Annotated in this window: 23 protein-coding genes; 22 read left to right on the top strand and 1 reads right to left on the bottom strand. The window is 41.3% G+C overall.

What is annotated here, in order from left to right:
* The first annotated feature begins 9 nt into the window (after positions 1-9).
* The 21 genes from OKW21_RS12570 to OKW21_RS12470 all read left to right on the top strand — a co-directional run bounded on the left by OKW21_RS12570 (position 10) and on the right by OKW21_RS12470 (position 22225).
* Positions 10-1263, top strand: a complete 1254-nt coding sequence (locus OKW21_RS12570; RefSeq protein ID WP_277479868.1) for a DUF6786 family protein — start codon at positions 10-12, stop codon at positions 1261-1263.
* A 22-nt stretch (positions 1264-1285) separates the two neighbouring features.
* Positions 1286-2074, top strand: coding sequence for a lysophospholipid acyltransferase family protein (locus OKW21_RS12565; protein ID WP_277479866.1), 789 nt, complete (start codon positions 1286-1288; stop codon positions 2072-2074).
* A 36-nt stretch (positions 2075-2110) separates the two neighbouring features.
* Positions 2111-2398, top strand: coding sequence for an Asp-tRNA(Asn)/Glu-tRNA(Gln) amidotransferase subunit GatC (gene gatC, locus OKW21_RS12560; RefSeq protein ID WP_277479865.1), 288 nt, complete (start codon positions 2111-2113; stop codon positions 2396-2398).
* 115 nt (positions 2399-2513) lie between these two features.
* Positions 2514-3989, top strand: a complete 1476-nt coding sequence (locus tag OKW21_RS12555) for a hypothetical protein (RefSeq protein WP_277479863.1) — start codon at positions 2514-2516, stop codon at positions 3987-3989.
* A complete protein-coding gene (locus OKW21_RS12550) occupies positions 3979-5568 on the top strand; it encodes a tetratricopeptide repeat protein (RefSeq protein ID WP_277479862.1) in 1590 nt (529 codons plus the stop codon). Before OKW21_RS12555 ends, OKW21_RS12550 begins: the two co-directional genes overlap by 11 nt.
* Positions 5569-5613: 45 nt before the next feature.
* On the top strand, positions 5614-6165 hold the full coding sequence (locus OKW21_RS12545) for a cob(I)yrinic acid a,c-diamide adenosyltransferase (protein WP_277479861.1): 552 nt from the start codon (positions 5614-5616) through the stop codon (positions 6163-6165).
* A gap of 45 nt (positions 6166-6210) precedes the next feature.
* Positions 6211-6972, top strand: coding sequence for an exodeoxyribonuclease VII large subunit (gene xseA, locus OKW21_RS12540; RefSeq protein ID WP_277479859.1), 762 nt, complete (start codon positions 6211-6213; stop codon positions 6970-6972).
* Positions 6973-7012: 40 nt separating this feature from the next.
* Entirely contained in the window at positions 7013-7555 is a 543-nt protein-coding gene (locus OKW21_RS12535) for an exodeoxyribonuclease VII large subunit (protein WP_277479858.1), read from the top strand.
* Positions 7533-7754 (top strand): exodeoxyribonuclease VII small subunit, encoded by a 222-nt coding sequence (gene xseB, locus OKW21_RS12530; protein ID WP_277479857.1) that lies wholly within the window; start codon positions 7533-7535, stop codon positions 7752-7754. The genes OKW21_RS12535 and xseB overlap by 23 nt, the downstream gene beginning before the upstream one ends.
* A gap of 135 nt (positions 7755-7889) precedes the next feature.
* Entirely contained in the window at positions 7890-8570 is a 681-nt protein-coding gene (locus tag OKW21_RS12525) for a metal-dependent hydrolase (protein ID WP_277479856.1), read from the top strand.
* A 62-nt stretch (positions 8571-8632) separates the two neighbouring features.
* A complete protein-coding gene (locus tag OKW21_RS12520) occupies positions 8633-9343 on the top strand; it encodes a class I SAM-dependent methyltransferase (RefSeq protein WP_277479854.1) in 711 nt (236 codons plus the stop codon).
* Between the two features lie 143 nt (positions 9344-9486).
* Complete coding sequence (locus tag OKW21_RS12515; protein WP_277479853.1) at positions 9487-10716, top strand: GAF domain-containing sensor histidine kinase; 1230 nt, start codon at positions 9487-9489, stop codon at positions 10714-10716.
* A 115-nt stretch (positions 10717-10831) separates the two neighbouring features.
* Positions 10832-14020 carry a VPS10 domain-containing protein gene (locus OKW21_RS12510; RefSeq protein ID WP_277479852.1) on the top strand — a complete coding sequence of 1063 codons (3189 nt, stop codon included), beginning with the start codon at positions 10832-10834 and terminating at the stop codon, positions 14018-14020.
* Between the two features lie 445 nt (positions 14021-14465).
* On the top strand, positions 14466-15320 hold the full coding sequence (locus tag OKW21_RS12505; protein ID WP_277479851.1) for an SPFH domain-containing protein: 855 nt from the start codon (positions 14466-14468) through the stop codon (positions 15318-15320).
* Positions 15321-15337: 17 nt separating this feature from the next.
* Positions 15338-15514, top strand: coding sequence for a type II toxin-antitoxin system antitoxin (locus tag OKW21_RS12500; RefSeq protein WP_277479850.1), 177 nt, complete (start codon positions 15338-15340; stop codon positions 15512-15514).
* A gap of 312 nt (positions 15515-15826) precedes the next feature.
* Positions 15827-16951: a GNAT family N-acetyltransferase gene (locus tag OKW21_RS12495; protein WP_277479848.1), complete on the top strand. Its 1125-nt coding sequence runs from the start codon at positions 15827-15829 to the stop codon at positions 16949-16951.
* Positions 16952-17740: 789 nt separating this feature from the next.
* The gene (locus tag OKW21_RS12490) at positions 17741-18538 is read left to right on the top strand and encodes a penicillin-binding transpeptidase domain-containing protein (RefSeq protein WP_277479846.1); all 798 of its coding nucleotides are present in this window, start codon (positions 17741-17743) and stop codon (positions 18536-18538) included.
* A gap of 150 nt (positions 18539-18688) precedes the next feature.
* Entirely contained in the window at positions 18689-19390 is a 702-nt protein-coding gene (locus OKW21_RS12485) for a formylglycine-generating enzyme family protein (protein ID WP_277479844.1), read from the top strand.
* Between the two features lie 567 nt (positions 19391-19957).
* On the top strand, positions 19958-21448 hold the full coding sequence (locus OKW21_RS12480) for a potassium/proton antiporter (protein WP_277479842.1): 1491 nt from the start codon (positions 19958-19960) through the stop codon (positions 21446-21448).
* Positions 21449-21535: 87 nt separating this feature from the next.
* Positions 21536-21964 carry a serine hydrolase domain-containing protein gene (locus tag OKW21_RS12475; RefSeq protein ID WP_277479841.1) on the top strand — a complete coding sequence of 143 codons (429 nt, stop codon included), beginning with the start codon at positions 21536-21538 and terminating at the stop codon, positions 21962-21964.
* Between the two features lie 3 nt (positions 21965-21967).
* On the top strand, positions 21968-22225 hold the full coding sequence (locus OKW21_RS12470; protein WP_277479839.1) for a hypothetical protein: 258 nt from the start codon (positions 21968-21970) through the stop codon (positions 22223-22225).
* A 129-nt stretch (positions 22226-22354) separates the two neighbouring features.
* On the opposite strand, the gene OKW21_RS12465 is transcribed toward OKW21_RS12470, so the two are convergent.
* On the bottom strand, positions 22355-22951 hold the full coding sequence (locus OKW21_RS12465; protein ID WP_277479837.1) for an MCP four helix bundle domain-containing protein: 597 nt from the start codon (positions 22949-22951) through the stop codon (positions 22355-22357).
* 330 nt (positions 22952-23281) lie between these two features.
* Between OKW21_RS12465 and OKW21_RS12460 the strand changes: the two genes are divergently transcribed.
* A complete protein-coding gene (locus tag OKW21_RS12460; protein WP_277479835.1) occupies positions 23282-23674 on the top strand; it encodes a hypothetical protein in 393 nt (130 codons plus the stop codon).
* Positions 23675-24051 lie beyond the last annotated feature (377 nt).

Raw genomic sequence — 24051 nt, 5'->3', positions numbered from 1 at the left:
ATGAAAATTATGAAAGTACAAGTACTATTGATATTATTAGGATGTAGTATAGCATATCAACCTGTACAGGATCGCGATAGCGCTGATCCTGATGATATTAAGGAAATTGTGAACAACTTCGGATACGATATTGAGTTTTTGCAGAATCACCTGGATGATCTGATTATCCTCAGCAACAAACAGGGCAGTGCTCAGGTCATTGTGGCCCCGCAGTATCAGGGCAGAGTGATGAGCAGTACTTCTGAGGGAAAGGATGGTCCCAGTTATGGATGGATCAATTACGACTTAATTTCCAGTGGTGAAAGCCGCCCGCAGTTTAATCCCTACGGAGGAGAAGATCGTTTCTGGATGGGACCCGAAGGCGGTCAGTACGCAATCTTTTTTCAGGAAGGGGATGAGTTTGCTTTTGAAGACTGGCAGACGCCTTCTGCCCTGGATACAGAGGCTTTTGAAGTGGTAGAGAAAAGTCAGACACAGGTGGTCTTTACCCATGACTTTGACGTAAAAAATTATAGCGGCGCTACTTTCAAGGTCAAAGTAGACCGAACCATACGGTTGCTGGGGAGAGAGGAGATTGAAAGTGAACTCAATGTGCGCCTGCCGGCACAGGCGATGAATTACGTGGCTTTTGCCAGTGAAAATCGTATTACCAATGCGGGTGAAGCTGCCTGGACCAAAGAGGGCGGCTTATTGTCCATCTGGATATTGGGAATGTTTAAACATTCGCCCCGCACAACCATTGTGATTCCTTATGATAAGACTATAGGTGATGATGTGCCTGTCCTCAACGACAGTTATTTTGGGAAAGTACCTGAGGAGAGACTGAAAGTGGAAAATGGCTTTATCTTTTTTAAAGGAGATGGAGCATATCGCAGTAAAATCGGAGTATCCCCTGAACGTGCCCTGCCGGTGTTAGGCAGTTATGATGCGGAAAATGAGGTATTGACCATCGTAAAGTTCACATTGCCGGAAAATGTGAGTGATTATGTGAATTCTATGTGGGAAATACAGAAGCTACCCTATGGCGGGGATGCGGTGAATGCTTATAATGATGGTCCATTGGAGGGTGGCGATGATCAGTTGGGCCCATTTTATGAATTGGAAAGCTCTTCTCCTGCTAAAGCTCTGGCAGCAGGAGCTTCTTTACAACATACCCATACTACGATTCATTTTCGCGGTTCTTATGAAACATTAGATCAGTTGGCGCGTGAAATTTTAGGCATTGGTCTCGATAGGATTGAGCAGGTTTTTTCACAGCCATAAGCGTTAAATTTCATTAATTACAATGAAAAGAATCTGGATTAGGATTTACTCTACCTATGGGTTATTGATTTTTGCTGGAGTGCTGCTGCTCCTTTACCCTTTCTTCTTACTGTTGATGGTCAGAAAGGCATGGCTGAAGCATGCCTTGTTTCTCAACCAGATTTGGGCAAGGGCATTCCTTACACTTTCGTTTATACCTCCGCTTCAGGAATGGAGAACTAAATTAAAGCCTGGTCAGAACTATCTTTTTGTGGGCAACCATTCTTCATTTTTGGATATTGTACTGATGGGTTATGTAGCTAAGCCCTGTGTATTTGTCGGTAAAGTTTCATTGGCGAAAGTCCCGGTCTTCGGGTATATGTTTAAAAAGCTACACATCACAGTAGATAGAAGAAATCCACGTAGCCGCTATAAGGTATTACACGAAGGGGCTGAGGTATTGGAAAATGGCTATAGTCTGGTGATGTTTCCCGAAGGAGGTATACGCTCTCAAAACCCGCCGGAACTTGCCACCTTCCGTAATGGAGCTTTTAAGCTCGCAATTGAAAAAGGAGTGCCGATCGTTCCCGTTACTTATCCACACAACTGGAAAATTCAGCCGGGGAATCATAAGATGCTGATGTATCCGCTAAGGCCCAGAATGATCATCCACGAGGCGATTGAAACCAAAGACATGCAGCTAAAAGATGCAAATGCGTTAAGAGATAGAGTTTTTCATATCATACAGGAGGAACTTTCCAATTATTATCCGAATTTAGCATTTAAGCATGCGACCTCTTTTCATGAAAAAAATGCCGCATCAAGCATATGATTTTTAGCTTTGACCAAACATAAACAATAAGTCCATATGAAGATTGACCGTTCTACCATACAGAAGATAGCCCATCTTGCCCGCCTGGAATTTGAACATGATGCCGAGGAAGAAATGATTAAGAGCATGAGTGAAATTCTGGATTGGGTGGATCAGTTAAAAGAAGTAGATACGGATGGGGTGGAGCCGCTCACCAGCATGTCGCATGAAGTTAATGTATGGCGGGAGGATAAAGTTAAAGATACACTTTCTCATGACAGAGGGTTGTCTCAGGCACCCAGGCGTGATGAAGATTATATTCGTGTGCCCAAGGTTATTGAATAAATTTTGCACGATGTAAGTTTTATCACCTATTTCGGTGTTTACTGTAAGCGCAATACTACAACTTAGCAGCCAGCGTTATCCCATTACTTTACCTTAAACAAATCTTCCTGACCCTATGAACAGGTGGTATTTCTGGAAATCCTGGCATCCACATACTAAGTCTATTTATTGGGGCTTAATAGTAATTCTAGGCCTCTTTTTAATTTATTTTACGTACAACTTTTTTGTAAGCCCTGCCAATGTCATTGACTGGCAAAAGATCTCTAACATTGAGAAAATCAAAGTCCCCACCGAATCTTTTCGCGTGGGCCTGTTTGATTTATCCTATGAGTTTGACAATTACCTGATCACCGAAGTATATCGCGGAAGTGATATTCAGATCAGTCAGGCAACAATCTTGATTCAGCTTCTGGCAGTGGCTTTAAGTCTGATTGTATTGTCGGTAGTCATTTCAGCCCTTGAAGGGTTTTGGTTTTACTTCGGTGCTTTGGTGTTTACCGGTATACTGATCAGCTTCAAGTTTGAACAGTTACTACTCTTTGGTCAAGCTGATAAAACCACACTGATCATCGCGTTAGCGCTCTATTTACCTGCATTTTATTATTTCAACCATCTTAAGCCGGGCGCAGGGATTTTAGTCAGATTGCTCGGTTTCGCTGTTATCACTTGTTTTTTGGGTGCGCTGATCTTTGTTTTCACCGAAGTCAGCACCCCTATGATCAACCTGGTCAATTATGGATTAGTAACTCCACTGGTGCTCAGCCTGATTTTTATACTACTCTTAGGGAATGTGTTGATCAGTTTCTTCCTAAAAATCATCACCAGAGGCAATACGGTAGGCAACAAAAACTCACTCTTACACTTTCTGACCATTTCAATTATTTATCTGGTGAATGTTGCCCTGCTTTATGCAAAAAATGCCGGTTACATAGACTGGGATATTCTTTACTTGAATGCTTACCTCATATTAGTTGCTCTAACGTTGCTGGGCATCTGGGATTTTAAAGACAGGGAAATTCAATACCAGAGCATGATGAGTTTTGCGCCGATAGGAGCTTTGTTCTATATTACCTTAGCGATCATTTGCTTCTCTACGCTTAGCTATCTATATGCTACTGCTAATGACCCTTTGGTAGAGACTTTTGAAGATGCAGTGGTTTTCAGCCAGCTGAGTTTCGGGACACTTTTCATGCTGTATATCATCGCCAACTTCATCAATCCTCTGATGGAAAATATGCAAGTGCATAAGATTATGTACAAGCCCCCGACTTTTCCCTACGGTACCGTACAGATAGTAGGCCTGATCGGAGTGGTGGCGTTCTTCCTCAATGCCAATATGTTTCCACTAAATCAGGCAGTGGCCGGCTATTACAACGGAATAGGAGATGTTTATCGGGAGAGAGAGGATCAGTTTGTAGCTGAACAATATTACAAGCTGGGTGATCAGTATGGTTATAACAATCACCGCTCCAATTACAGCTTAGGCACACTTGCCAGGGCAGAGGGCGATCACTCACTGGCTCCTTTTTATTTTAGCGAGGCTATTAAGAAGAAAACCTACGCCCTATGCACAGGTAAATTTGGGTTATGAGCTCTTGAACAGTGATCAGTTTTTTGATGCCCTCTTTAGCTTTCATCAGGGCCTTAGAAAATTTGAGGCTGATCCTTACCTGTATAATAATCTGGCGGTGACATATGGCAAGACTTCGCTGCTGGATTCCGCACTGTATTTTCTTTCTCTGGCCGATGAGGCAGATGTAACGCGACAGGCAGCCGAAACCAATATATTAGGCCTGATTGGAAAAAATGAAGCCTTACTTTCTTTTGACCTGGATTCACTTTTTAGTGAAGTAGTAAGCGACAGAGCCTATATGCCGAGTCTGGTGAATACTTTTATGCTGGCAAATAAGTATGCCGTCGGTAAGCATCCTTTAGCTGGAGAAAACTTTCAATGGATAGAAAGTAAAGATAGTGTACTCAATAGCTTTGAGTTCGCCTATGTCTTCAATTATGCCTACAACCGGCCTCAGGCATTGGATAGCCTGCAATTGAGTCAACTGGAAAGCTTACCGGAAGTTATGGCAAATGCAAATTACTATGAAGCATTGCTATTGATCAAAGCCTATGTGCTCTATCAACAAAACCAGGTGGATGACGCAATGCGAATCCTTGATAATCTGCAAGCGCTAAATCCGTTTCAGAGAGGCTATTACAATAATGTATTAGGAATTTGGGCAATGGAACAGCATGCTCCCCAGGTTGCTACTCAGTATTTTGAGAAAGCAGAGCAGTCACGTTATGAAGATGCGTTGTATAGAAAAGCAATCAGCATGAGCGAAGCATTACCTTTTGAAAGTGAACTACAAAGCAGCGCCCATAGTAACTGGGACTCACTGTACCGTTTATCGGAAGAGGGGATAAGAGCACAAAATCCTGTAGTAGAAAATATGCGTCAAATAATAAGCAGTTCTGAGCTGAACTGGACAGAAAAGGATGATGCATACAAATATAATTTGCTACGCTATAGATTTCCGGATATTAATGAAGAGACGTTTTTAGAAATATATTCTTCACTGGAAGACACTAACTACAAAGTACTGATACTGCATGACTTATGGCTTAAGTATCCTGCACTGTACAACGACTTACTTTCTGAACAAATTCAAACACTCATATCTGCAAATCCTCAGCTGAATGAGCTCGGAGAGCAGTATTTTAGCTGGCTGAAGGCTTTTATGCTGGAAAATGAGCAGGACTGGCCTACTTTATCCTCTTTGCTTGATGAGTTGTCCAGTATCAGCCGTTGGCATGATCAGCTACTTTTGTATTACCAGGCCAGGATTGCTCAGATGAACAACGAAATTTATCAGGCTGAGAATAAAAAGTTGCTGGGTAACCCCTTCTTTGTAAAAGGATTCCTCTTTGCGCTCAATCAACTGGAAAATACTGACCCGTTGGAGAAATATAATCTATTGCTGGAAGCGCTAGAATCAAATCCCTACGCACCTGCTTTACATAAAGCATACATCGAAACCAGTCTGGAAGCTGGCCTGGAAAATTACGCCGAAAGTGGACTGGATAATCTACGCCCCTTAATGTCTTCATTGGCATTTCAGGATTATTTGAATACCTACGATTCATTGAAAGCTGTGTATACACCGTCCTTTTAAATCAGGATTATGTAACTTTCTCCCTTTGAAAAAAATGGGACAAATATGAAAATCTATACCAAAACCGGTGACAAGGGAGATACCTCATTGATAGGAGGAAGTCGTGTGCCAAAATCTCATGAGCGGGTAGAAGCTTACGGTACAGTAGATGAGTTAAACTCATTTATTGGCGTAGTAAGAGATATGCCGGTGAACAAAAAGCGACAAGATATTTTCCAGCATATACAGGAAAACTTGTTTGTAATTGGCTCATTGTTAGCTGCTGATCCCGGTAAGAAACCTGGCTATCTTCCTGATCTGCAGGAGAATGAAGTGCTGGCATTGGAGCATCAGATTGACCAAATGCAGCGTGAGCTTCCTGAAATGAAATATTTTATCCTTCCTGGTGGTCATCCTGATGTGTCTCAATGTCATCTGGCAAGAGCTGTGTGCCGCCGTGCCGAGCGGGGAGTGGTAAGGCTAAACGACAAAGAAACAGTTGATGCTCATATAATAATTTATCTGAACCGCCTTTCAGATTATCTGTTTGTACTGGCTCGTTTTATTGGTAGAGAGCATCAGGTAGAAGAAATTCCCTGGAAGCCCAGAGAAAAATGATAGCTGAGTTTAAAGATTTAGCTCAATTTTTTTCAACTTCGCCGCATGAGCTACCTATCACTCACAGAGCTGAATAAACTCGTTAAACAAGCCCTATCTTCTCAGCTAGAACCTGCATACTGGATTGTTGCTGAGATTGGTGAAATACGGCTTACTCAAAAAGGACATTGTTATCTGGAACTGATTGAAAAAGATAATCAATATCTGCTTTCTAAAACGCGAGCTACCATCTGGAGCTATACCTATCGTAACCTGAGCGGCTGGTTTGAAGCCATAACAGGAGAAACGCTGAAAGCCGGAATGAACATCTTATGCCAGGTAGAAGTCGCTTATCACGAAATCTATGGGCTAAGCCTGAATATCAAAGACATAGATGCAAAGTTCACCCTGGGAGAAAGGGCTAGAAAGAAACAGGAAGTGCTGGACCGGCTGGCAGTGGAAGGTGTATTGGAGATGAATAAAAGCTTAGCGCTACCCTTGGTTCCACAGAAAATCGCAGTCATCAGTTCTCCTACAGCGGCAGGCCTGGGAGATTTCCTGGATCAGCTGGCAAAAAATCGGTATCGCTATCGTTTTGATATCAAACTGTTCAAAGCACTGATGCAAGGCAATCAGGCCGAAGAAAGTATCGTCAGTGCTATGGTGGAAGTTTTTCAGCGACTGGAAGATGATGTGCATGCTTTTGATGTACTGGTCATCATCAGGGGAGGAGGGGCGCAGGTAGACCTGGACTGTTTTGATACCTACGGAATTGCTGCCCATATAGCTCAGTTTCCACTGCCCGTGATTTACCGGCATAGGACATGAAAGAGATGAGACAGTGGCTGACCTGGTAGCCCATACACAAATGAAAACTCCTACTGCCGTCGCTGAATTTCTGATCAATGGTGCCCTGAGTTTTGATGAGAAACTGGAAAACCTCTGGTATCGCATTGCACAGCAGGCCCAGTTTAGCCTTAAGGAAAACAGCTACATGCTGGATAACCTTAGCAATAGCTTGAAGTTTGCCGCTCACAATATCATGCAGCACGAAAGTCATCAGCTAGCTCAGACGCAGCAGCGTTTAAAGTACTTCAGCAAACAGCAAATCAGAGGAGAGTCGGAAAAGCTGACAATGATGAGAAAAAAACTTCACTCAGATTCTCAGAAACGCTTAGGAAATATCAGCGAAAAACTAAGCCATTATCAGAAGTTTCTTATCGCTTCAGATCCCGAACAAATCCTGAAAAGGGGGTTCACCTACACATCAGTAAATGGTACGTCTTTATCCCAAGTGCATGAACTAAAGAAAGGCGATCTGTTGGAAACCATAAGCGAGAAACATCTCTTGCAAAGTAAGGTTGAATATATCAAGAACCGAGAAAAAAATGAGCCCAAAGAAAAAAAGTAAAGAACTGAAATATCAGGAAGCCCTGGATGAGTTAGAAACTATCGTTAATGAAGTAGAGAGTGACAGTATGGACGTGGACCTTCTTTCCGAAAAGATTGAACGTGCCCTTACTTTGATCAATTACTGTCGTGCGAAACTCAATGATACTGATAACAAAATTCAGAAGGCATTTGATGATGAAGAAACTGAAGAGTATTAGTTTCAATCTTGTTTTAAATTATGCATGAACTGCATCAATTGTACATTCCTCTTCACGTTTTTTTTAACCAACCATATATATGTTTAGTGGTTAAGCATAAGTAGATCACTAATTTTTTAACTAAACCTGTAATTTATGAAACTTAGCTATTATGGACATTCCTGTTTTGCAGTTGAAATCAAAGGAAAAAAGCTTCTTTTTGACCCTTTCATCACCCCCAATGAGCTAGCAAAAGATGTGGATCCCGAAAAAGTTGAGGCAGATTATATTTTAGTAAGTCACGGACATCAGGATCATATGGCAGATGCTATGGATATCGCAAAACGAACGAATGCGCCCATCATCTCAAATTTTGAAATTGTAACCTGGTTTGGGGAGCAAGGAATTGAAGATACCATACCCATGAATCACGGGGGAGCCATTGGCCTGGACTTCTGTAAGATAAAATATGTTAATGCGATACATTCCTCAGTGCTTCCCGATGGCACCTATGGTGGTAATCCAGGAGGCTTCATCATCATGTCAGATGATACAAATTTTTATTATGCTGGCGATACTGCGCTTACGCTTGATATGCAGTTGATTCCACGTTTCGCTAAATTAGACCTGGCAATTTTACCCATCGGCGACTGCCTGACCATGGGCATAGAAGATGCGATCACCTGCTGCGATTTCATCCAGTGTGATAAAGTGATGGGGGTTCATTATGACACATTCCCCAACATCAGAATTGATCATCAGAAAGCGATTGAAACTTTTAAAAATGCAGGCAAAGAACTACAACTGCTGGAAATTGGAAAGTCAGCGGATTTTTAAAACCATACCTATTATTTCTTTAGAACGGCTTTATTTAAAGTCGTTCTTTATTTTAACCCGCAATGGCAAGATCAAGCCCTGATACATCCGATGTCTACGGAAAAGCACTATTAGATTACTACCAAAAAGGAGAAGCTGCCACCCTTTATCTTCATACCAGTTATAATGCAGTTGAAGAAATGCCGGTAGATTGGTTCTTCCGGGAAGAAGAAGATTTTCCTGCCATAGAAATTCGTGCACTGGACTTATGTAAAGGGAAGATTTTGGATATCGGGGCGGGGGTGGGTAGTCATGCGATATATTTATACGAAAAAGGCAAGGAAGTACATTGTCTTGAACAGTCCTCATCCTGCATTGAGATCATGAAAGCCCGGGGGCTGAGTAACTTATTATGTCAATCCATCTGGGAACCCATAGCACATCAATACGACACCTTACTCATGATGATGAATGGGATAGGTATTGTAGGAGACATGGAAGGGCTTCGTACATTTCTTCGTGAGGCACATCAGTGGCTAATACCCAATGGAAAAATCATTTTTGACTCCAGCGATCTTTCTTACCTCTATCCGGACATAAGAGACCAACATCATCCTTACAATGGGGAAATACGCTATCAGTACGAATACAAGGGAAAAAAAGGCGATTGGTTTTCCTGGCTCTATATTGATCCGATGACGATGAAGAAAATAGCCGGGCAGGAAGGATGGAAATTCCAGTTGATCACAGAAGACCATAATGATCAATACCTGGCAACATTACTTAAGTATTAAGTAATGCTCTAAATTTTTGCTCTTTATTTCACAAATGTTACAGAGCGTATAAAACGCTTGCTTGTCATAAATCATTAATATGTCTAATATTAAATGATTTATTTACAAATATATCCAGCCATATGCCGGATTCTACACTTAAAATGAATAGAAATTCTGATCTTACATTAGAGTCACAAACTTTAAACAGTAAGCATTTACGTGATCATCAATACATTTCCCCGGAGAATGATTTTGATGATCTGCTCAGACTAGCATCCCTGCATTGTAATGCCCCTTATGCTGTTCTTACCATCTTTGAAAAGGAAAGAAAATGGTTCAAAGCAAAAGCGGATATACATTTTATAGAATCCCCTTTTGAGATAGACTTTTGTATGCAGACTCTGCATACAAACGATATTGTGCTGGTAGAGGATACCCGTGCGGATGAAAGGTTTGCACAACTCCCAATGGTACTGAGTGTACCAAAAATACGCTTTTATTTAGCAATACCCATCTTTATTTCTGAAGGATATAGGGTGGGTAATTTATGCGTATTAGATACGGTAGCACGTACCCTGTCCAAGGATCAGATTTTTGGGCTGGAAGTAATCGCAAAGCAGCTAATGCAGCAATTAGAGTTTAAGCTACAGGTATTGGATCTGACAAAATCAATAGGAAAGATACATAAGCAAAATAAAGAACTCAAACGCTTAAATTTGGTCAGTAACAAATTGATTTCTATTATTTCCCATGACCTGAGAAGTCCTATGACTACGCTCAAAGGTTTTATAGAAGTCTCTAATCTCAATATCCTTGATCAAATAGAATCTATACAGTTTAGAAAGGGTATTACTGAAATGTTGAATTCTACGCTGGACCTGATGGAAAACCTCATACAGTGGGGTAGTATGCACATGAAGGAAAGTAGGGTAGTTTATCAACCTCTACAACTGGACAGTCTGATTCAGGAAGTCATCAGTCATTTGCAACTCATCACTTTACATAAGAAGAATAGTGTCATTTGTCATCTCAGTGAACCCTATATGATCCTTGGAGATCATGTCATGCTGAAATTTATTATCCGTAATCTCCTTCAAAACGCTAACAAATTCACAGATGAGGGTGTCATTGAAATCACAGTCACACAAAATGATCAATTCCACAAAATTAGTATCAAAGATAGTGGCGTAGGGATGAAAAAAGAGCAAATTATAAACTTATTCAACTGGAGCAAGCGAATTAGTACACGAGGTACTGTGGGAGAAAAAGGAGCGGGAATAGGTTTGATGATATGCAAAGAGTTTGTGGAGAAGCATGGAGGAACTTTAGAGGGAGAAAGCACTTTCCAGAAAGGAAGTATTTTTAGCTTTACCCTAAGTAAAGATTTATAGTATCCCTTTATATATATATAATTCTGTCCTTTTGACTTTTTAGCTTGTTCATTTCCACAATCTAGGCAAATAGCCTTATATTCAGGCCTCACTATATTAACCTAACTTTTTATTAATGATGCATAGCTACAACGCAGGATGGGGCGGTAGAGGAATTGTGCTTTTACTTTTCCTTACGCTTATTTTTTCTTATGATTTAAGCGCGCAAAGAAGAAATCGTGCACAGGCAGGCACGCTTTCTTATGATACCGCGCTCTACAACGGATTGGAATGGAGGTCTATCGGACCCTACAGAGGAGGTCGTTCCGCGACGGTAACGGGTGTACCCGGACATCCGGATCTTTTTTACTTTGGCGCAGCGGGTGGTGGCGTATGGAAAACTGAAGATGCAGGACAGAGCTGGGAAAATATTACTGACGGATATTTCGGAGGTTCTATCGGAGCAGTTGCCGTTAGCGAATATGATAACAATGTAATCTACGTAGGAGGGGGAGAGAAAACCGTAAGGGGTAATGTCTCTTTCGGCTATGGCGTATGGAAATCTACGGATGCCGGTAAGACGTGGAAGAACATCGGACTGAATGAAACCCGCCAGATTGGTAGAATCAGAATTCATCCGCAAAACCCTGACATCGTTTATGTGGCGGCTATGGGTAATCTCTTTGCTTCCAATGAACAGCGAGGTGTGTTTCGCTCTACAGATGGAGGAGAAAGCTGGGAGAAAGTGCTCTATGCCAATGACAATGCCGGAGCAGTTGATCTGGTGTTAGATCCTAACAATCCTCGTATCATGTACGCCAGTACCTGGAGAATTCAGCGTACACCTTACAGCCTGGAAAGTGGGGGAGAAGGCTCCGCACTCTGGAAAAGCACCGATGCCGGTGATAGCTGGACAGAAATTTCGGATAATGAAGGTATGCCTGAAGGTACACTGGGCATTATAGGGGTAACAGTTTCACCGGTCAATTCCGAAAGGGTGTTTGCAATTATTGAAGCCGACAATGGGGGAGTCTTTCGTTCTGATGATGCCGGTAAAAGCTGGACCAAAACCAACGATGACCGTAGCCTGCGCCAAAGGGCGTGGTACTATACCCGTATCTACGCCGATACTGAAGATGAAGACTTAGTGTATGTGCTAAATGTAAGCTATCACAAGTCTAAAGATGGAGGTAAAACCTTTGAATCCTTTAACGCACCCCACGGAGATCATCACGATCTATGGATAGCGCCCGAAGATAACCAAAGGATGATCATCGCTGATGATGGGGGAGCGCAGGTAAGTAAAGATGGCGGGGAGAACTGGACTACTTACCACAATCAGCCTACCGCACAGTTTTACCGGGTAACTACCGATGATCATTTCCCATACCGCATCTATGGTGCCCAGCAGGATAATTCTACCATCCGTATCCTGCACCGTACGGACGATTATAGCATCAATGAAAATCACTGGGAGGAAACTGCCGGTGGTGAGAGTGCCCACCTGGCCATAGATCCTGAGAATAACGATATCGTCTATGGCGGTAGTTATGGAGGATTTTTGTCCCGACTTAACCATGATAATAATCAGATCCGACTGATTAATGTTTGGCCGGATAACCCCATGGGTTATGGAGCCAAGTCCCTGAAGTACCGCTTCCAGTGGAACTATCCGATCTTCTTCTCACCACATAATCCTGATAAGATGTATGCAGCTTCCAACCATCTGCATGTCACTACCGATGAAGGACAAAGCTGGGAAGAGATCAGTCCTGACCTTACCCGTAATGATACCACCAAACTGGGCTCTTCCGGTGGTCCTATCACCAAAGACAACACCAGCGTGGAATATTATGCGACCATCTTCGCGGTCATAGAATCTCCCTATGAAGAAGGCTTGCTTTGGGTAGGTTCTGATGACGGACTGATTCATGTGAGTAAAGATGGAGGTGACAATTGGGAAAACGTAACTCCCCCCGATATGCCGGAGTGGATGATGATCAACAGCTTAGAAGCTGATCCTTTTACTGAGGGAGGAGCTTATGTAGCAGGTACCAGATATAAGTTAGGTGACTTTCAGCCCTATTTGTATAAGACCAAAGACTATGGCAAGAGCTGGGAGCTGATAGTGAATGGCATTGAGTCCGAACATTTTACCCGGGTAGTTAGAGCAGACCCCAAACGACAGGGCTTGTTGTATGCCGGTACAGAAACAGGTATGTATGTTTCATTTGATGATGGTGCAAGCTGGTCACCATTTCAGTTAAATCTGCCCATTGTGCCGATTACTGATTTGACAGTAAAGGAAAACAATCTGATTGCCGCTACCCAGGGACGTAGTTTCTGGCTCATAGATGACCTTACCCCCTTGCATCAGTTGAATGAGCAGGTGGCCAGCAGTAATTATCACCTCTATAAGCCGATGGACAGCTATCTGATGGATGGCGGTCAGCGCGGGGACTCACCTACAGAGGGTACTAACCATCCGGAAGGCGTGATGATCCATTACTACCTCAGAAATGAAGTAGATTCAGCTACTACTGTAAGCCTGAAGATTAAGGAGAACAATGGTAAACTAATCAGAGAATTTAGCACTGACTATGCTGAAAATGAAGATGATCTTAGCAAAGCAAAGCTGGAAGCTGAGCAGGGTTTCAATACTTTCAACTGGGATATGAGTTATCCTGATGCCAAAAGCTTTGAAGGTATGATACTCTGGGGAGGGGGCATGAACGGACCAAGAGCGCTGTCTGGTACCTATCAGGTAGAATTGACAGTCAATGGTCAGGTGACGGGGCAGAGTTTTAAAATTCTGGCTGATCCACGTTGGACTTCTACCCCTGCCGACCTGCAGGCACAGTTTGATTTTCTGATCTCGGTAAGAGACAAGCTGACCGAAACCCATCAGACTATTGAGGGTATCCGCAATATCAGGGAGCAGATGAATACGGTTGTAGAAAGAGTAAAAGGAAAGGAAAATATGCAGGAGATCGTGGATAAAGCAGAGGCGATTGACCAGCAGATTACACAAATAGAAAAAGAACTGTATCAGACCAAGAACCGCAGCCGTCAGGATCCGCTAAATTTCCCGATAAAGCTGAATAATAAACTGGCTAACGTAGGTTTACAGGTGGGCAACGGACATTTCCGCCCTACACAGCAGGCTGTTGCGTTTAAAAATGAGATTACCGAACAGATTGATGCCCAGTTGCAGAAGTTCAGAAAGGTAGTCAACCAGGAAGTTCCTGAGTTTAACCGCATGGTACAGGAGAAAAACGTCAGTGCCGTAAGCTTGAAAGACGAAGCTAGTCCGGTGAATCCCTAAGCATAAGTTAACTGAATAGTTAACCCGAAATGCTAACCACCGTATTGTTTGTGTTCCACATTCAATGCGGTGGTTTTTTTTGTAGGCATGGTAACGCACTAAGCAGCATTATAACTCCCAGTTTCCACACTTCATTTTACAATATTCTGATGATTATTGCGCGTATTGAGCATTGCGGAAGAAGAAAAAAGTTTTAGGACATTTGGTAAATCTCAGCGTTTTCTGCGACTAATCCTGAGGAAGGAATACACTGAGAGGGGTAAGAGAGAAAGATAAAAGTATTGTTGATATCAATTTATTTTGATATATTAATGATATCATTTTAATATTAATTTTGACCATTTTATTTTGGTATGATCTGATACGAGTAGCGGGGATGATGAATCAAGCTACTATTTACTGCATCGGCAGCACGATTTGACCATCAACAATAAACAATACACCCATGAAACAGGAAAAAGAAGTATCAGCCCTCTCAGGTTATGTTATGGCAGTCGTTGCTTTCATTTTAGTAAGTGTAATACTGCTGGCTGCGGCCATCACCAAAAACCCATTGTTATTTGCGCTATCAATTGTAGGCATTGCTTTCTTTGTCAGAGGCTTTTTTATGGTTTATCCCAATGAATCCAGGGTACTGGTACTCTTTGGCGACTATGTAGGAACGGTTAAAAAGAATGGCTTTTTCTGGACCAATCCTTTTTATAGCCGTCAGAAGATCTCCTTGCGGGCCCGAAATTTTGACAGTGAACGGGTAAAAGTGAATGATAAACTGGGTAACCCGATTATGATTAGCGTGATACTGGTATGGAAGGTAGAAGATACCTATAAAGCGGCTTTTGAAGTGGATATCTTTGAGAATTTCGTGAAGGTGCAGTCGGATGCGGCGGTAAGAAAACTGGCCTATTCTTATCCTTATGATAACTTTAATGAGGAAGATGAGATTACTTTGGTATCGGGGGTAGATGAGGTGAATGAAGCACTGGAAAATCAATTGTCTGACCGGCTGAAGATGGCAGGTATACATGTGATCGAAGCCCGCATCGGTTATCTGGCCTACTCTTCAGAGATCGCCAGCGCCATGCTACGCCGTCAGCAGGCTACCGCGATTGTGGCGGCAAGAGAGAAAATCGTGGAAGGTGCGGTGAGTATGGTAGAGATGGCATTGGAAGAGCTGGCCCAGAAGCAGATCATTGAACTGGATGAAGAGAAAAAAGCTTCTATGGTGAGTAATCTTATGGTAGTGCTCTGCGCGGATAAAGATGTATCTCCGGTGGTCAATACTGGTACTTTGTATCAATAAATAATGAACTATATTTTATGGCCAAGAAGAAGCCATTTGTGTTGCGGGTGAGTCCGGAAATGAAGGAAGCGGTAGAAAAGTGGGCCGCTGACGAGTTCAGAAGCGTCAACGGTCAGCTGGAGTGGATCATTGACCGGGCCTTGAAGGAAGCAGGCCGTAATCCGAAAAAAGAAAAGGGAGATGATGCTAAGTGAATTAAGATCATCCCTTCACAGTCGATGTAGTACAGAGACAAAATACCCTTTCCAAATGTCTTAGGGCTGAATAGCAGAAAGTTAAATTCACATATTTGTCTTGAGCTTTTAGCGCATATCTCCTAACTTAAAAGAATGGGGAATGGGTAGCATGCCCAACTGGATGAAGTTAATATTCCATATCCCGGACTGTGTGAGAGCGACAGAAAAAGTGAGCGTTTGAAGCGATAAAGACAATATTTCTTAAGCAGATCATATTGTCTGTTCATCAATACCAACTGAATCAAATCTTTAAGCTCAACCCTATCAATCATGACACTTAAGCAACCTAGTCTTCGCTTTACACTGGACAGAAATTTAGTGAGCCCCAGAGAACAAATGCATTTCACTACTTACCTGAACGCCAACCAGTGGGATGAAACTGTTTGGCTTATCCTTAATGGTATGCTGGAAACTTCTACGGCTTACACCATCCCCAAAGTTTTACGTGGGTACTATGATAATCTGTTAGTAGGTGTAGCTTACATTATTGAATGCAGAAAACCAGCCCATTCCTTCTTTGACAATCCTTTGGCTACGCTTATCAATGCCCCGCAAATTCCTATATACTTCTGGACCAGGAATGGAGTAATGGTGGACAGCAATACGAACAGGGGCTTTGTGAGCGACGAGTTGGATCTGTTTACATTTTATCAACAGGCAATTGCATACCTAAACGAGAAATACTTATATGGGCTGGTATTGGAAAGTAGTGTAGAACGTCCCGCAGCTGGTTATACTTCTTCGCCTTTATGCGATTGTGGTTTGGTGGAGATTGATTCCTACACTCCGGTTGAGCTGATGCTCGCAAAGCACAAAAATTTACGAAAGAAAAAACGTAAGTTTGAAAACAAAGGAGGAGTAATAAGTACAGTCCGTGGAGCGCTGGATAAGGATACTTTACATAAAGCAATGCAGTTTTTAGCTACGCTAAAGTTACAGGTACAGACTCCTTATCAGGACAATTATGTAAATATGGCTTATAAAAGCGGAAGCCTTGAGGATTCCAATCTAGTGCACCTGATCGCAACATTAGATGGGGCGATGGTAGGTTATCATTCTTTTGTTCAATGCCAAAATAATTTGCATTGCCTATCTGGTGCTTTTGATCGTACGCGTAAATCAAACTACCATGCCTATGAAAATATGATATTAGAATCAATGCACTATGCCCAGCAAAATAAAATAGACACCATTTATTACGGACCCGTCCTAAATCCTACTAAAGCCTCCTTGATGAGTAGTACGGAAGATTGGGAAATGAGATTTTATTCCAGGTTTGCCGTGCTGAGAAATGCTTTAAAAATGATCACTCCTTATTCCAAACTTAAACCTGATACATTCATTCCTTTCCAAAAAACAAAGCGGAGCGTGATGAATGATATACTTACTAATTGATGGTCACCTACTGCATAGATCACTAACAAATGCTTACTTTTTATGATTACATTACAAAAGAGACCTTTTGTGCCTTTACCTGTGGGCATATGTGTTATAGACTGGCAAGCGTTTGACAATGGTATTAAGTTAAGCTCACTGAGAAACTCACTACAGTCCGGGACGCGTAGTCCGGGACGCGCAGTCTGTAATTGAAATGGAAGCTTTGTTCAGGTCTGATACTTTAATATACGTTCAGTACTTCATCACACGGTAGATTGCTGTTGCTGGCCTCGCCACACTAGCTCCTCCTTTCATCCCGAAGGGATCTTGTACGTTGTGAAAGACATGGAACTGTAGGGGGGGAGAAGATTCCTCCGCCGTGCTACGGAATGAACTGCAGGGACGTCTGTCATTAACCAACCTCAGTGTCACGCACAATGGAATTGTCTCTGTGGAACAGCCCCAATGGAAGTGTCGCCAGAAGACAATGAATAATATTATAAAGCTTAGCTCTCCCACAACAGCGGCCGCTTGCAGCTAAGGCTGAGGAGGAGCACAAGCCTACGGCCAACACTACGGTTTGTGTCTCACAAACCGGAAATCATGGGGGAAATGAAAGCCACTGAGATAATAAATATTTACTAAGCTTTGCATACAGATAGGAACGCGGCTTATTAACTTTACATCTTGACTGAATAGATATAAATAAGATTTAATTATTAACCGCTAGGAAGAAAATAATAGTAGTTCACCCTCCGGCGTCGGCAGGCAGCTATGTCAAAAGAAACAATTTTAACCAGACTATACATGAAATCAGCAAGCTTATTCCTGCTACTTTTTACTTTTGGCCCACTTTACGGGCAGTTGAACCTAGCAAAACCATTTGAAGATTGTAACATCAATGGAAGTATCACCCTATATGATTATAATTCCAAAAAATGGATATCCAACGACATTCATGACAGTCATAAGGGGACTTTACCAGCTTCTACCTTTAAAGTAATCAATACACTGATTGCTCTTGAATCAGGCGTCGTAGCTGATGTGAATGAAATTATTAAATGGCCTGGCAAAACAGATACTGTGAAATATGGATATCGACCAGACATTTATCATGACATGAACATGAAAGAGGCATTCCGTTTATCTGCAGGTTGGGCATATGTAGAATTAGCGAAAGAAATTGGTAAGGAGCAGTACAAAAGATTTTTAACTCAGGCCCATTATGGGAACGCGGATGTATCCATAGATGATCCAGACTTTTGGAATTTCGGTAAGCTTGCTATTTCTCCTGCAAATCAGATTGAGCTATTAATCGGACTGTATGAAGAGACACTCCCTTTTTCTAAAAGCTCATTCAAGGCCTTGAAAGAAATAATGATAGAGGAAAAAACAGAAGAGTATGTCTTAAGGGCAAAAACAGGATGGACAAGGGATAGTGGAAAAGATACTGGTTGGTGGATTGGATATATTGAGCAAAAGGATGATGTATATTTTTTTGCCACTCGCCTGATTAAAGACCGTAATACCATCAATCCTGATTTTGGAAATTGTAGAAAGGAAATTACCAAAACAGTATTGCGGAACCTGCATATGATAAAATAGACGGCTTCAGTCTCAAAGTAAATGGAAATGTCGGTCCTGTGTGCTGTAAGTGAAGGGGGGGTAAATTATCTCTATCCGTAGCTTAAAAAGCTAAACCCGAACCCGGCTTCTTCGTTTGGCAGAAAGGTCAGTTGGTATAAAAAAAACAAGGTGGAAAAGGTAAACCAAAAGATAGATAGAGCAGAAATTGACGAATTGTTTGTGACTATTCCGTCAGGTACTGTAAAAATGAAAGACGACCGAACAAAGAAATCCTGGTCAGTTACTATCGAAAGCTTTGAACTTTCCAAATATCCAATTACCCAGGCATTGTTTAAAGCAATTACTGACGAAAACCCATCGGCATTTAAAGGGGATAAATTACCAGTTGAGACAGTTTCATGGCTAGAAGCGATAAATTTTTGCAATCGCCTGTCTGAATTTTTAGGGAAAAACAAATGCTATACCAGTGACTTAGCCACCGAAAAAGTTGCCTTTGATCCAAATGCTAATGGGTTTCGATTACCAACAGAAGCTGAATGGCAATATGCTTGTCAAGCGGGAACTCCAGGCATTAGGTACGGAGAATTGAATGAAATTGCCTGGTTTAAAGACAATTCCAATCATCGGACGCAAGAAATTGCACAAAAGAAACCTAATGCTTGGGGACTGTATGATATGTTAGGAAATGTTTGGGAATGGTGTTCAGACATTTATGATGAAACTGTTTACGGAACCTATCGTGTTTTTCGGGGTGGTGGTTGGTGCGACCAGGAAAGGAGTGTAATGGCGACAACTCGAAGAAGAAGTCACCCTTACTCTTTTAGAATAGACGATTTAGGTTTCAGAATAGCGACTTACTCAAGAAAATAAAATGCAAACGCTTACAATTTAGGAGACTCATGGCGGGCTCGGCCCCACTGCAAAATAGTTAAATGTCGTTGCACAATAGCATATGAAACAAAGCATGTAAACGAAATTTTGGAATAATGATTCTAACGCCAATAAGGATCAGTGAGAGCTAATTGTCTATATGCTGATAAAAGGATTTGATACTGCTCAGCATAGAGTCGGATAGAATAATACCTACATGCCTGGCATTGCCCCATCAATTGAGCAAAAGTAAATTATGTAAATATATCTACCACTAATCTGATAGCAACGATTTCTGAAAAACTGTCTTTTCAAATCAATATATATGCGGTAAAAGTAGTTTTTGGATTTGAAATTAATGCACACAAAATTATATATTACACGTTTGAAAGCAAAAAAAAGCAATTTTATTAATTAGAAGCAGAAGAATTATTTACAAAAAGTAAGTTGTGTATAGGCTGCTTTAATATTCGCTAAAAAGATTTTAGTATCTGCCGAACTACAAAGTCTTTCATGCTTAACTTTATATCTTTGCCTGCTGATAGAATTTTTTAAGATTGTATATACATGACCATTACCATTGAGAATATATTATTGATAGGATCGCTCTTACTACTCATTAGCATTATTGCGGGTAAGACTTCCTACAGATTTGGCGTCCCTACTTTGGTATTATTCCTAATCATCGGCATGCTAGCTGGCTCGGAAGGGATAGGGGGGATCTATTTTGATGATCCTAAATCTGCTCAGTTTATTGGCATCATTGCGCTTAATTTTATTCTTTTCTCCGGTGGACTTGATACCCATTGGGGGTCCATAAAGCCGATTTTGTGGCAGGGGATATCCCTTTCCACGCTGGGTGTTTTGTTAACTACTTTATCCTTAGGGGTTTTTGTATGGGCGATTACGGATTTTACGATTTATGAGGGAATGCTGCTGGGAGCTATCGTCTCCTCCACCGACGCCGCGGCTGTGTTCTCTATCCTTCGTTCCAAAAGTCTTGCACTTAAAACCAATCTGCGTCCCACACTGGAGCTGGAAAGCGGTAGTAATGACCCTATGGCTTATGTACTTACCATTGCTTTTTTGGGGCTGGTAATCAACCCTGATCAAAGTTTGGTCTCTATCATCCCCCTTTTTTTACGGCAGATGATCATTGGGGGATTGGCGGGATTCCTGTTTGGCAAGCTAAGCAAATTGGTCATCAACAAGATAATGCTGGATTTTGAGGGTCTTTATCCGGTACTGGTGATTGCCCTGATGTTCATCACTTTTTCAGCTACTGATTTTGTAGGAGGGAATGGTTTTTTGGCAGTTTATCTCTGTGCGGTCTATCTGGGTAACCAGGAACTGATCCATAAGAAAACCATCATGAAAATGTTTGACGGTCTGGCCTGGTTGATGCAGATAGTATTGTTCCTTACCCTGGGACTGCTGGTTTTTCCTTCACACATATTACCTGTAGTCGGTATTGGCCTGCTCATTGCACTGTTCCAGATTTTTATGGCTCGCCCTATTAGTGTCTTTTTAAGTCTCTTACCCTTTAAAATGAAACGGAGAAGAAGGTGGTATATCTCCTGGGTAGGTCTGAGAGGTGCAGTACCCATCGTATTTGCTACCTATCCGCTACTGGCAGGCATTGAAAAAGCGGATATGATTTTCAATATTGTATTTTTCATTTCTTTAACCTCAGTGCTTTTGCAAGGGACCACACTTTCGGTAATCGCCAAATGGCTGCACGTTTCCCTGCCTGAAAAAGCCAAACCCAGGGCGCCTCTTGATGTATTCTTGTCAGAAACCGCCAAGACTGCTATGGAAGAAATTACCATAGAAAAGGATGGCTATGCGGTGGGCAAGAAGATCATAGAGCTGGAGTTCCCTAAAACAGCCATTATTGCCATGATCATCAGAGGTGAAAAATACATCACGCCCAGTGGTTCTACAGAAATTCATGCCAAGGACACACTGATAGTGATATCTGACAATCAGGAAGGTATTAACAAAGCATATGAATCCATAAAAAAACCTAACTTTGGTAAGGAACAAATCAACCATTGACATGATGAAACCTGCTTCATCATGTCAATGGTTGATTTCTCGGATTATTCCTCCGCTTTGCTATAGTTTGTTTATGACTAGTGCAAATTGTACGATGCGGTAGCAATCACCAAACTGGTCAGTGACAGTCGTTTGGATCTGGATAAAACAATGGCCGATTACTTTCCAGAACTGGTGGGAAGAATTGAAAATGCCGAAAGAATTACTTTAAGGATGAAAGTACAGCATCGGTCTGGCATTCCTAATTTAACGGACACCCCGAACTTCTGGATAAACCCGCCAGAGAACAGTGAAGAAGCGCTGGAACGTGTACTGGATCTGCCGGCTGATTTTGAACCTGGTGCAAAATATGCGTATTCAAATACCAACTATTTGCTGATCTCAGAACTTATAGAAGAGGTAACGGGCTACAGCAAATTTCAGTACATAAAGGAAAGTATATTAATCCCGCTTGCACTCAGAAATACATTCGGTTCTATCCATGAAGTAGATGTTGATGAAGTGATGAGTGGCTAATACGTGTGCATAGAGGAAGATATCAGGGCGGATAAATATGGCACAAAGCTTACCTCCAAGATCGCTTCAGCAGAGAATGTAGGTATTTTACTGCGGGCACTGAACGATGGTTCATTGGTTGAAGAAGGAGAGCAGAAAATCTATTCCTCTATCTACTTTTACGAGCATACCGATCTGATGCCTGGCTACCAGAGTATTGCCAAATACCATAAAGATATTGAAGCTGTAGTCATTCAGTTTATGAATACCACTAATTTTTAAAGAGGACCACTGGAATCAGTCGGAAATTGTATACAACCGTATTGTGAAAATTCTGAAAAATAACATCAGCACATAGCATCAAAAAAAAGGTGTTAGAGCTCCTTTACCTATACATCTGGTCTATGCAAACTAATGCTTTGGAGGCTTGTATAAAATGATGATTTGAATAAGTACGGCCATTACTACCAAAAAAATGATTTCAATTTGCGTAAATAATTCAATGGTATCCATAGTTCTCTGACTAAATACCATCTGCCTTTTTCCTTCTTTAAGCTGGATCTTAGTTAAATTATAGAGGTTTTCTTTTAAAGCATTAATTTGATGCAGTAAATTTTCCTGATGGGGCTTGCCTGAAGCAATAAATGCTTTTTCTAAAGCGGTGAGGCGATCAATATTATTCTTAAAACGATTGAAAATTTCTCTTTCTTCCTCAGTAATTTTTGTCTGTTCATATCGCCTTATTATGGCCTGAATCTTATCATTGGTTTCAAGGCGCTCTTGCTTGTAAAATATAGAATCCGAGGTCAGTAGCGCAATATGTTTTTCCTGTATCAGCAAAGTCAATTCATATATTAAGTCATTCGCTATTAGTCTGTCTTCATAAATAGTTACAATGGAATGTCTTAACCTGTTGAAATTATCTTTGTCAATCAGGTTTGTGGTCAATACAATTACAAAAACCAATAATATACTCAGTACCCATTTAATTTTATTGTATATGTTCATCCCAATAATTGTTGTTGTATTATTCTATTTTCGCTAAATATAATGTAAAAACATCGTACACCTAAAACATCGCGATTACACATTAACAGGGGAGCTTGAAAGTAGTTTAGCTAGGAGGGGTAAGGTCTGAGTAATGTAGATATTAAAACAATTAAACTATTTAGAAGAGTCGCAAGCGAAGATGATGCACCACACATGATTCCTTAAATGAATATTTTCAACTTTAAAAGGCGAAGCCTTACTTCAGGCCCGCATCTACCAGGAGTACTTCTGATCATTGCCGGGCTTTTTGTATTGGCAAGCCCGCTATTGTTTTCAAACGAAAACACGATGACAAGGGTATTAGGCCTAGGTATCGGCGCACTTGGTCTTGGACTTGCAATCGTATCTTCTTACAGTGGGACACTTATTGATTTTTCCGGAAAAAGATACAGGGAGTATACATCTATTAGCGGTTTCAAATTTGGTGAGTGGACTACACTTCCCCTGATCAATACAGTAAAGGTTGTTTCAATCAGCTTTATGCATACAAATAATCCCAATGGTATTAGTCCCACCTTTTCAGGAAAAGTAACTGACTTCAGGCTGGTATTATATTCAAATGCATCTGAACCTATACTGTCATTTGTTTATACGAAAAGAGCAAAGGCAGTTCAACATGCCAGAAATTTAGCTACAGGGTTAAATGCAGATTTAGTGATTGATATTCCTGATAGAGAGTAAACAAGCAAAAGGTTTAGATACAGAATCTAACTGAAAAGATGTTATAGCCTTACGATCTACAGCATAGTGATTTTTTCATACTTACATCCTACCTCAAATGGTGATACCGAAGCCACAACAGCTATGATGCTATGCACTGGAAAACGTATGATTCCATATATTTGGATCTTTATTAAGGTTTTAATAGTCAATCAATTCGGTTTTGCGGCTTTTGCTGCAAAACATTTGTCAGGCAACACGGATTATATTTGTCTGCACATAGTTCATTTAAATGGAGCATTGTTGTGATCCCTATGTCTGACAATAGATTATACAAAACTGCTGTTTGGAGTAACGAGGATTGACTATTTTATGTTAAGTATATTGATGAGGAGTAG

It is taken from the genome of Catalinimonas alkaloidigena, assembly GCF_029504655.1.
GTDB classification, from domain to species: domain Bacteria; phylum Bacteroidota; class Bacteroidia; order Cytophagales; family Cyclobacteriaceae; genus Catalinimonas; species Catalinimonas alkaloidigena.
Note: the sequence above shows the minus strand (reverse complement) of the source record. Positions and strands in the feature narration are given on the sequence as shown.